The organism is Desulfosporosinus sp. OT, assembly GCF_000224515.1.
GTDB lineage: Bacteria > Bacillota > Desulfitobacteriia > Desulfitobacteriales > Desulfitobacteriaceae > Desulfosporosinus.
Window position 1 is genome coordinate 1 of the sequence record NZ_AGAF01000280.1, and the last position, 10183, is coordinate 10183.

Consider the following 10183-nt stretch of genomic DNA (forward strand, 5'->3'; position numbering starts at 1 on the left):
TTTTATTTCTTTTATCCTTCCTTAACGGAGAGATTTTTTCTTGGAACAGGAATTCTAATTTCGCGGCGGCAGCCTGCTTTATTGCTGGTAAAACGTTGCTATATGTGCATGTTTCCATAATTGGACATATCACACGTATGGAACTCTTGTTTATCCTTAATATTTACCTAACGAGATGATGAACACTAAAATATGTACTGACATAGTATAGATAGAGTGATTATGACCAAGGGGGGAATTAAAATTACAATTATGGATTATGAAATAGTTATAATATCAAACAGACCTCACTTAAGCCGGGAAGCTCAATTATGTTTAGAAGGTCTAAATAATAGAATATTTGATGGCACAAATTATCCCTCGTTTTCTAAGCTAGTCAATGATAGTATTACTTCTAGTAGCTACGAAACAATTATTATATGTAATGATAAGGCTAGGCCAACGCATCAGGATGTAGAAAAAATTTTGAGCATGTTAAATGATGGATGGGGTATGGTTGCACTATATCGATTTGGTTTTTTTGGATTCAAAAAGGATTTGATCAGAAAGATCGGTTTTTTTGACGAGCGGTATATTGGCGGTGGTTGTGAGGATAACGATTTTATCAGGAGGCTTAAAGAGGCAAATATCAGTTTTTATGAGAGCGAGGAAATTAAATATATTTATTTGCCTACATCTTGGCAATATGAAAAAACAAGTGTCGCTAGAAATCATTTTCGAAGGAAATGGAAAGAAGAAGAAAATGTTATAACTAGGCAATTGACTGAGGAAGATTACAAATACGATATAGGCCCATTTAAAAATACAAACTTTATTGATTTCGAAAAATCTATTTTAATGCCATATAATAACATTTTAAGAAACAGCCTATGCAAGGCATAGATGTTGTAATCCATACTGCTGCATTGAAGCATGTAATATTATGTGAAAAGTCACCTTGGGACGCCGTGGAGACCAATATTATTGGAATTAATAACCTTATTCACGCCGCTGTAGCTAATAAGGTTAAAAGAGTAATATATACCAGTTCGGATAAAGCGGTTAACCCGACAAATGTTATGGGTACGTCAAAACTAATGGGCGAAAGATTAATTACTGTGGCAAATGCAAAAAAGTATAATGGTATTAGCCCTATATTTGCCTCAACCAGATTTGGTAATGTATTAGGGTCTGCCGGTTCTGTTATTCCTATTTTTAAAAAGAGATTTCTAAAGGTGGACCGGTTACTCTGACTGATAGGGATATGACCAGATTCATTATGACAGTAGAACAGTCTGTTAAACTAGTTTTACAAGGTGCAGAACTAGCTAAGGGTGGAGAAGTTTTTATTACAAAGATGCCAGTTAGGTAAACATCAGTTGGCCTATGAGCATAATGAATTGCAAGGAAGTATAGCCCAGAAAATACCAGAGTTCTTTAAATAAAAATTATCTAGAGGGTGTATTGGGATTAGGAAGGGTCGCCGAAACAGAAGAAATCAATCAGGGATTAGCCAATAATGATGTAGAGGAAAGGGTTGAGTAATATGGCATTAAATTGGCATGAAGACTTTATCGTTCACCTGGCCAGCCTTGTCTGTCCGAAGGTTTACGTTGAACTTGGAATATATCATTGTGCTCTTTTCAATCGAATAATTCCCTTCGCGGAACAATTAATCGGGGTGGATATTAGCGCGGAATCCGGTAACTATATGCAGCAATCTTCGAAGACGCGCTTTTTCAAGGGTACAACACATGAGTTCGCCAAGAAAGTAGTGGTTAACCCTCTCCAAATTAATATGTTATTCATTGATGCTGATCATTCTAAAGAGGCCGTGTTACAAGACTTCAAGGATTTCTTTCCATATGTAGCTCCACACGGTCTCATTTTGTTGCATGATACCCATCCTGGAAATGAGCAAATGATGCAACCACAATGGTGCGGTACGGCCTATCTAGCAGTAGAAGAGTTCTTGAGGGAAACAGGCTCGTATGAGTTGATGACTATCCCGATTTCACCTGGTTTAACGATTTGCAGAAAACGTCAGGGTCAATTGTCTTGGCAGGAAAAGCTTTAAGAAACATGCTTATTATTATTGAAGAATGATCAGTAGTCAAACTTAGAATAGGTCAATAAATCTGAAAAAGGTGAAAGCAGGCAACTTGTCAGCTTTCACCCTTAACAGTATAAGGGTTTCATTAGGCCAATCCCCTTACAACGCAAAAACTCATCGTTCCTGCATAGCAAAAAGAAACGGGTCGAGCACTCAACTCAACCCCGTTTCTTTTCTATTTTGTCTTTCGCTTACATATGAAGAATCAGTTGTCCAAATTTTAAATGATCAGTTAGGTTCTTCTCAATAATTCCCTGTACACTTTCTAAGTTAACTGTCTGATAATTGTGGACAGCGATATTACGGAATCCAACCATTGCTTTAAGCTTCTGCACGAGATGTTCGTCAATAATTCCGGCTTGCTCTAATAAATCAAAGGCCTCCCGACTTGACTGGGGAATACCTAGACCATTCGAAGCCATGAGATGCATCGCGAGATCAATACTTGCTCCACAGGATCGTTGATATTGAGTATGATGGATCTTGCTTCGTATAATTCTTTAGGTTCAGAAAATTCCCATGGTACTCTTCCTGAACGCGATTAATACAACGTCCACTTTTCTGCTTCGGTTGGGGTAGAGTACTCCACCGTAGTCTCAATGTTCAGCTTGAGCAGAACGAGTTCACGGTCGTTCTATATTTGGCAGTTTAAAGCAGAAACAAATGCTCCTCCTGTTTTAAAGCAGTAAAGACATACAAGAAGAGTAAGTCTTTACTGCTTTTTTGATTTATTTAAGGCTTAGCAAGAAAGCTTCTACTTGATCAGTTGTGCGCTGCCAAGACCAAGCTTTGGCGAAAGTATGGCCTGTGTTGGCTAAACGCTGACGCTCGGTATCATTGGTCAATAGATTATAGATAGCTGTGCTTAGTTGTCCAATGTCACTAGGAGGAACTAACAGACAGTTTTCACCGCTTCTAGCATAATCGCGGTTTCCACCACAATCCGTAGTCACTACGGCCGTACCGCAAGCCATCGCTTCTAGGGGAGGTAAGCCAAAAGCTTCAAAGTAAGAGGTATATACAAAGAGGTCTGCTTCACCATATAGTGGGGCTAGCTCTAGATCAGTTGCCGAGGTCTTAATCTGGCAAGGAACAGGGCTTGTAAAAAGGGCTTTCTCTGGCATTGAGACTGTTAGCTCAAAATTAACCTGATCCTTTAAAATAGTTACGGCTTTTAAAAAGTCAGCGCCTCCTTTCCAAGTATACCCGGAAGCTGGGTCGCGCATGATGTAAAAAATTTTCTTGCAGCCTGTTTGCGCAGATTGTTTAGGGTAAGGATGAAACGTCGAAGTGTCTACTCCACCGGAGATGACAGTGCTTTCAAGGCCAGTTTCTTGGCGCAGGAGTTGGCGATGCCACTCCGATATAGACATGATTGGGGCACCGATCAAATAGGTCTGTTTGGCTGTATCTGAATCGGGGACCCAGAGGGGTTCATACCCAAGACTTAGGCGTACTACCCGACCTTTTTGAGATTCCCAGGCTGGTTTAACGGTTGGATAAAAGTTAGGCAGTATAAAATCGGCTGAAGGAATGGAGGAAGGGGTTAGTTCTTTTACTCTTTTTAGTTTGGTACGCAAAGGCCAAACTTGGAGTCCTCTTTCAGGCATGACGACTTCAACATCATGTCCTTTATCTAAAAGGGCATTAGCTAAATGATAAATAAAACGGGCTCCCCCGCCCATTTCTAAACTGAGAACAGGAAACACAATCTTCATGGTTTGTCCTCCCTTTAGTTTTACAGTACTACATTGTATGCGTTCTAATAGGGGTTTTGTGCGTCAGCAGGCACTTAAACAGTAAATTTTGCATAACATATAATAAATAACATTGGAAGGATGTTCAGCCAGTGACAGTTAATGTCGTAAATCATAAAAATTTCCTCGCTATGGTTAATGAACTCCTGGTAGATTCTCGTACGGTCTTAGATGTTGGTTGTGGTATAGGAACTACGCTTAAAGAATTCTGCTGCCCTATAAAAATCGGTGTTGATGCTCATCGACCATATCTAGAGAATGCTAAGTCTGGTGAACAGTTTATCAAAATCAATTTCCCAGCAGAACGCTTAAGTGAGTTATTTCTACCTAATTCCTTAGAAAGTGTAACGTTGATTGATGTCATTGAACATCTTGAAAAAGGAATTGCTTTAGACGTTTTGCGCCAAGTGGAGGTGATCGCCTTTAAAAGAGTAATTGTCTTCACTCCAAGAGGGTTTTTTAAACAAATAGACGTTGATCATTATGGTTTAGGAGGAGAAAGTTATCAACGTCATCGATCAGGATGGGAAGTAGAGGATTTCCAAAAGCTTGGCTACAATGTTGTTGTTTTTAACAAGTTCCATGACCAGAAAAATAAAGCCTTTCTGCAAGTCTATGGCAAGGATGCTGAGCCTATCGATGCTCTATTAGCATGGAAGGACTGTAGCTTTCTAGGTGCGGGCTAATTGATAAAGTAAAGCTTCTAACTTATCGGCTGAGTGTCGCCAGGTCCAAGACTGAGCGAAGTGTAAACCATTTTGGGCAAGTATTTTTCGCTCCTTTTCCTGAGCTAAGAGATGAGCTAGTGCTAGGGTCAGCTGTTTGATATCGCTGGGGGGAACAAGTAAACAGTTCTCCCCGTTTTTTGCATAATCGCGGTTACCACCATTATCTGTGGTTACGACTGCCGTGCCACAGGCCATGGCTTCTAAAAGTGGCATCGAAAAAGACTCGAAATAGGAGGTCGATACGAAAATGTCTGCCTGGGCATAGAATCTAGCCATCTCACTATCAGAGGTGGCTTTTACTATTTGATAAGGAAGGGGTGCTTGGTAATTTGCCTCCTCTGGAGCGACGACCTGAATGTCAAAGTTAGGAACCACCTGAGCTAGTTGTCGGCAGGCTTCCCAAAAGTCTTCGCTCCCTTTCCAAGTATAGCCATGTTCCTTCGAACGGAGGATATAGGCAATAGTAAGGCGTCCGGTGGAGAGAGATTTTTTAGGATAGGGACGAAAAACCGTGCAGTCAACCCCACCAGGGATTACTGTGCTGTTGCGACCGGTACCTTGCAAAATTAATTGACGATGCCATTGAGATAGGGAAATGATCGGGGCATCTATAAGGTAAGAGGCAAGTGCTTTCGCATCTTCTACCCATAAAGGCTCATAACCAAGGCTAAGTCGAACGACGCGGCCTTTTTTAGATTCCCAAGCTGGAAAAACAGTGGGATAGAAATTTGGAAGAAGAAAATCTGCAGGCGGTATTGTATCTGGAGTAAGTTCTTTGATCCGAGTAATTTGTGCCCGCAGTGGCCAAGCCACTGCGGCTTTTTCTGGTAATACGATTTCGACGCTGTGTCCTTTATCTACAAGTTCATTGGCTAACTGATAAATAAAGCGTGTCCCTCCAGTTTCCAAACTTAGTACCGGAATAACAATTCTCATAACGTGGTCCTCCTAATTAGTGATGAAAATAATGTCTTTTCAGTATATGTTGCACCTGCTATTAAAGTTGTAATAATACTGTAAAGTTCGATATTACACCTACTCTTTCCACAGAAAAATATTGCTGTTGTGTCAATATTAGGTGGACTGCCATAACTTATAGTGACGAGATTGGGGGAGGATGAATCCAAAAATGAAAATTTGTGTAGTTGGTTTGGGTAATATCGGCTTTAATCTTTTCGCTCATCTTTGCCATAAATTTCCTGGAGAGATCATCGGGGTGGATGTGAATGAGACTAGGGTCAAAGAATTACGGAGTCAAGGTTATAGGGTGACTGCGGATTATCGGGCTTTAACAGGAATAGATGTTTGGCTAATGGCTCCTTCTACGGGTAATCAAGGTCAAAATTTATTTGCGGCCTTAGAACAAATGATAATCCGCCCGGGCTCTTTGATTTCCATCGAGTCAACTTTGCCTCCGGGAACCATGAGTCGCGTGAGTGAATTTTTAGAGGGAAAAGGGTTTATTTTAGGAACAGATCTTTTCTTAATCCATGTTCCCCATCGAGTAATGTTTGGTGTTGACAAAACCGTTTGTGATACCCCACGAGTGATGGGAGCCTTTACAAGAGCTTGCCTAGAAAAAGGACGTCAGTTCTATGATCCGTTGGTCCCTCTTCTAGTTGAAGTTTCCGATATCCGGGTGGCGGAGTTGTCTAAGGTGGTTGAGAATGTAAAGCGTTATGTTGATGTAGCCTTTGCTCAGGAAATTTACGGCTATTGTGTCGATCAGGGAATGGATTATGACGATCTGAGACTAGCTGTTAATAGTAAAAATAACGTCGAACTTTTAGCTACTGACTGGGGTATTGGTGGAGAGTGTCTGCCTAAGGACATGAGTTTCTTACGAACTGTTTGCAACTCGATTTTATTGGAGGGGGCAGAGCAGGCGGATAGGAACTATAGAGATAGAATTGTGAACCAGGTCGGTAGTGGCAAGCAGGTCTTAGTCAGGGGTTTAAGCTATAAAACTGGCGTTAAGGATCTTAAGCATAGCAGAGGGGTTGATTTGGTAAGAGCCTTAGAAGCGGCCGGAAATACTGTCTGGGTGGAAGATCCCTTATTTACTTCAGATGAGCTTAGTGGATCAGGCTTCAGCCCCAATGATGTGGTTGATCAAAGGATTGAAAAACAGTCTAAGGAAAAAGACAGTGTAGTGTTAGATCGACAAAAGGCCTTAAACTTTCAATAAATAATTAGTGAAAAAAGGAGCAGATATAATGGCCAAAATGTTAGTAATAGGCAGTAAGGGCACTTTAGGTTTGCGATTAGTAGAAGTACTTCAGATTCGGGGACATGAGGTTTGGGAAGTTGATTTGCAACACCATCTTGGAGATAAATATATTAGGGCAGATATTTCGGAATATCGCCAGTTGGAACGCGTATTTGAGCAGAACTATGACTGTGTCTATCTTTTAGCGGCAGAATTTGGTCGCATTAATGGAGAACATTATTATGATACGCTTTGGAAGACCAATGTAATAGGGACACGTAACATTTTAGAATGGCAATTGAAAAAAGGCTTTAAGCTGATATTTACAAGCTCCTCTGAAATTTACGGGGAAGCGGCTGAGCCCATCTTGACAGAGGATTTACCCCTTAAAAAAACCATCATTCAGCATAATGACTATGCCTTAACGAAATGGGCTAATGAAGTCCAAATTCTAAATTTCGAGAAGAAATACCAATCTCCCATTGTTAGATTGCGTTTATTTAATGCCTACGGTCCGGGAGAATATTATCATTCTTATCGAAGTGTAGTTTGCCTTTTTGTCTACCGAGCGCTAATGGGGATTCCGTATGATGTTTTTGAAGGATACCACCGTGTCTTTATGTATGTTGATGACTTAATTCCCACAATAGCTAACGTTTTTAATAATTTTAAACCGGGCGAAGTCTATAACCTTGGTGGAACGGAATACCGTAGCGTCAAAGATCTAAGTGATCTAATCCTCAAATATACAGAAGGCGACCCAAAATTAGTCAACTATCTTCCAGAAGACAAGCACAATACTGTTAGTAAACGACCGGATATTAGCAAAGCGAAAGCGGATCTTGGACATGAACCTAAGGTGACGTTAGAAGAAGGATTGCCTTTAACCGTGGAGTGGATGAAGAAGATTTACCAGGAGGGTCATTAATGTTGCCACCTAAAGTCAGTTTAGTCATCCCCACTTACAATCACGCCCAGTATCTCCCCTATGCGCTTAATAGTGTAATTAATCAGAGCTATGCAAATATTGAAGTCCTTGTGATTGACGATGGTTCCACCGATGGAACGGCTAAACTAGTGAGACCTTATAGTTCAATAATTGATTATGTTTACAAAGAAAACGGGGGAACCCCGAGCGCCTTAAATTTGGGGCTTTCTTTGGCAACCGGTAAGTATATTTGCTGGTTGAGTGCAGATGACATGGTAATAGGAGAAAAAGTGTCTAAACAGGTTGGACTAATGGAAAGTGATCCGAGTTTGGGTTTTAGCTACACGAGCTTTATGGTTATTGACGCCAAGGGCAAAAAGCAATATGATGTGAATTCCGCTTATTTTCCCGATAAGCAGGAAATGGTAACTAAGCTCATGGAGGGCTGTTTTATTAACGGATCTTCTGTGATGATGAGAAACTCTGCTTTAAAGCAAATAGGAAATTTTGATGAAAATCTGCCACAAGCCCATGATTACGACTTATGGTTCCGTTTCCTGCGTCATTTTAATTGCGGGTTTCTGGCAGAATACTTGTTAGCCTACCGTTGGCACGGTGAAAATATGAGTCAGAACCCAGACGAGGCATGTTCCGTGATCGTTAGAGAGAGAGCTAAACAGCTTTTTCCCGAATGGTTAAATTAGTGATTTTCACTCAAGCAGAGACTTCTAATGGATAGAAGACTCTGCTTGAGTAAAGGAGAAGAGGAGAAGAGCTATGCCTTTATTAATAACCGGATTGATCAGGAATACTGAAGTTCTCGGTGTAAGACCAAGTTCAACACTCTTTGTAAGAATTGCTAATGATGACCTAGCAAGTGCTTCTGTACAAATACGAGGATTCTATCTAACAGAAACGACAAAGACAGAGTACGTTTTCGATGTCGTAACCTTGGCACCTAGAGGAGTAGCAAATTATAGCTATTACGCCCAGTTTGATGCTTTTGAGTTTCAGTTTATAACCAATTCTGATGCGGTTGAAATATCAGCTTGGGGGAGGGATGCTACTGGTGCATTGAGCGCAGTTTATCAGGTGCAGCCGGCAGAGCTCAACTTATTTGGTATGGAGGGGGCAGCGGGAGCAGATGGATCAACGATTTCGTCTGCTGTTAAACGGATTTACGTTGCTAATTCTAGACGTGACAATATTTCGATCATTGACGCAGAGACCAAGGCTCTCATAGGAACCGTTAAAGTTGGATCAAGACCATTTGCGGTAGGTGTGAATCCGGTAACAAACCGAATTTACGTTTCTAACCAAGGCAGCGACAATGTCTCAGTTATTGACGGATTTTCTAATATCGTTATAGCGACGATCAAAGTAGGTCTTTCTCCAGAAAATGTAGATGTAGATCCGAAAATAAACAAAATCTATGTTACAAACGCTATCAGTAACAACATCTCAGTAATCAACGGGAGTACAAATACAGTTATAGCCACCCTACGAAGGAAGTAGCAAAATGAATGAGCTTTCATGGGATCGCTTGAACCCTACTTCAGTCAATCGAATTTACTTTTATAATTGTCTTGTGACCGAGTTAACAATGCGACTAACCATTAGGCTAAACTGAAACCATTGCATGTCACACATAATGCTGCTCGGTCTTTGAACTTATCGAGTAACGTTTCAAAATATCTTAGATATTTTGGAACCCATCAAGGAACTAATGAATAAGAAATGACAAACGAAAATATGAGCCTCAAGTATTCAGCTCATATTAAATATATGGAGTGATCAAGATGTTGCAATTAACCACAGGGTTGATCGAAAATAAACTTTCCCGTGCAATTGACATGACACCGACGTGTGTTGTGCCTATAAAATTGCTCTCCATTCCTAATAGACCCAGCGTTACTTTAGGAGTTAGGATCTCAAATAGTGATACTACCGCAGTAAGTATTGAAATTAAAGGCTTTTACATGAACGGGACGACCAAGGAAGAATATATTTCGGATATGTTTTACATTGATGCTGATAATTTTGTTCTGCGCCAATATTATGCTCAATATGATGTTTTTGAGTTTCAGTTTATTTCAGATTCACAAGCTGTAGGAGTATCTGTTTGGGGTATAAACTCCGCTGGAAAATCAGTAACTACCTATAGTGTACTACCTCTAGGAATTAATAGTTTTACTGAACACGCAAGGGCAAGTTGTTCCACTGAAGTGATAGGAGCTCCGGGACCAATAGTAATTAACAGCGCTTTAGGATCACAAGGGGCAACTAGAATACCAAGAGCTAATGGAGAACTAGGAGCCAAAAAGGAACTAGAAGTCAAGGGAGAGCAAGAAATCAAGAGAAGGATAGAGGTCAAGAAAGAGTCAGCAGACAAAGGAGAGCTAGGAGATAAGGGGGAGCTAGGAGACAAAGGGGAGCCGGGAGACAAAGGAGAGACGGGAGATAAAGGAG

At 40.7% G+C, this 10183-nt stretch carries 10 protein-coding genes and 2 pseudogenes; 9 read left to right on the forward strand and 3 right to left on the reverse strand.

Annotated features, from left to right (window positions below):
• Positions 1 to 252 precede the first annotated feature (252 nt).
• From DOT_RS27345 to DOT_RS27355, 3 genes and pseudogenes are all read left to right on the forward strand, one after another.
• The gene (locus DOT_RS27345) at positions 253 to 882 is read left to right on the forward strand and encodes a galactosyltransferase-related protein (RefSeq protein ID WP_040413575.1); all 630 of its coding nucleotides are present in this window, start codon (positions 253 to 255) and stop codon (positions 880 to 882) included.
• Positions 870 to 1351 (forward strand): annotated as a pseudogene (locus DOT_RS27350) (polysaccharide biosynthesis protein). Before DOT_RS27345 ends, DOT_RS27350 begins: the two are co-directional and overlap by 13 nt.
• 174 nt (positions 1352 to 1525) lie before the next feature.
• Positions 1526 to 2056 (forward strand): class I SAM-dependent methyltransferase, encoded by a 531-nt coding sequence (locus DOT_RS27355; protein ID WP_009624905.1) that lies wholly within the window; start codon positions 1526 to 1528, stop codon positions 2054 to 2056.
• A gap of 227 nt (positions 2057 to 2283) precedes the next feature.
• Here the strand turns inward: DOT_RS27355 and DOT_RS27360 are convergent.
• Positions 2284 to 2692 (reverse strand): annotated as a pseudogene (locus DOT_RS27360) (DUF86 domain-containing protein).
• Between the two features lie 128 nt (positions 2693 to 2820).
• Positions 2821 to 3810 carry a glycosyltransferase family 4 protein gene (locus DOT_RS27365; protein WP_009624907.1) on the reverse strand — a complete coding sequence of 330 codons (990 nt, stop codon included), beginning with the start codon at positions 3808 to 3810 and terminating at the stop codon, positions 2821 to 2823.
• Between the two features lie 131 nt (positions 3811 to 3941).
• Here DOT_RS27365 and DOT_RS27370 point away from each other — a divergent pair, with 131 nt between their 5' ends.
• Positions 3942 to 4535 (forward strand): class I SAM-dependent methyltransferase, encoded by a 594-nt coding sequence (locus tag DOT_RS27370; RefSeq protein WP_040413576.1) that lies wholly within the window; start codon positions 3942 to 3944, stop codon positions 4533 to 4535.
• On the opposite strand, the gene DOT_RS27375 is transcribed toward DOT_RS27370, so the two are convergent.
• Positions 4521 to 5513 carry a glycosyltransferase family 4 protein gene (locus DOT_RS27375; protein WP_009624909.1) on the reverse strand — a complete coding sequence of 331 codons (993 nt, stop codon included), beginning with the start codon at positions 5511 to 5513 and terminating at the stop codon, positions 4521 to 4523. The two genes, DOT_RS27370 and DOT_RS27375, sit on opposite strands and share 15 nt — an antisense overlap.
• A 193-nt stretch (positions 5514 to 5706) precedes the next feature.
• Between DOT_RS27375 and DOT_RS27380 the strand changes: the two genes are divergently transcribed.
• From DOT_RS27380 to DOT_RS28100, 5 genes are all read left to right on the forward strand, one after another.
• Entirely contained in the window at positions 5707 to 6765 is a 1059-nt protein-coding gene (locus DOT_RS27380) for a UDP-glucose/GDP-mannose dehydrogenase family, central domain protein (protein WP_009624910.1), read from the forward strand.
• Between the two features lie 28 nt (positions 6766 to 6793).
• Positions 6794 to 7714: an NAD(P)-dependent oxidoreductase gene (locus DOT_RS27385; RefSeq protein WP_009624911.1), complete on the forward strand. Its 921-nt coding sequence runs from the start codon at positions 6794 to 6796 to the stop codon at positions 7712 to 7714.
• Positions 7714 to 8418, forward strand: coding sequence for a glycosyltransferase (locus DOT_RS27390; protein ID WP_009624912.1), 705 nt, complete (start codon positions 7714 to 7716; stop codon positions 8416 to 8418). Before DOT_RS27385 ends, DOT_RS27390 begins: the two co-directional genes overlap by 1 nt.
• Positions 8419 to 8491: 73 nt before the next feature.
• Entirely contained in the window at positions 8492 to 9229 is a 738-nt protein-coding gene (locus tag DOT_RS27395; protein WP_009624914.1) for a YncE family protein, read from the forward strand.
• A gap of 284 nt (positions 9230 to 9513) precedes the next feature.
• Positions 9514 to 10183, forward strand: a 670-nt coding sequence (locus tag DOT_RS28100; protein ID WP_009624916.1) for a collagen-like protein, incomplete at its 3' end; no start/stop codon positions are given.

What these genes read in the sequence shown, in the direction of transcription:
- DOT_RS27385 (WP_009624911.1), top strand. Translation starts at nt 6,794, where the DNA reads ATGGCCAAAATGTTAGTAATAGGCAGTAAGGGCACTTTAGGTTTGCGA.
- DOT_RS27365 (WP_009624907.1), bottom strand. Translation starts at nt 3,810, where the DNA reads ATGAAGATTGTGTTTCCTGTTCTCAGTTTAGAAATGGGCGGGGGAGCC.
- DOT_RS27345 (WP_040413575.1), top strand. Translation starts at nt 253, where the DNA reads ATGGATTATGAAATAGTTATAATATCAAACAGACCTCACTTAAGCCGG.
- DOT_RS27390 (WP_009624912.1), top strand. Translation starts at nt 7,714, where the DNA reads ATGTTGCCACCTAAAGTCAGTTTAGTCATCCCCACTTACAATCACGCC.
- DOT_RS27375 (WP_009624909.1), bottom strand. Translation starts at nt 5,513, where the DNA reads ATGAGAATTGTTATTCCGGTACTAAGTTTGGAAACTGGAGGGACACGC.
- DOT_RS27355 (WP_009624905.1), top strand. Translation starts at nt 1,526, where the DNA reads ATGGCATTAAATTGGCATGAAGACTTTATCGTTCACCTGGCCAGCCTT.
- DOT_RS27380 (WP_009624910.1), top strand. Translation starts at nt 5,707, where the DNA reads ATGAAAATTTGTGTAGTTGGTTTGGGTAATATCGGCTTTAATCTTTTC.
- DOT_RS27395 (WP_009624914.1), top strand. Translation starts at nt 8,492, where the DNA reads ATGCCTTTATTAATAACCGGATTGATCAGGAATACTGAAGTTCTCGGT.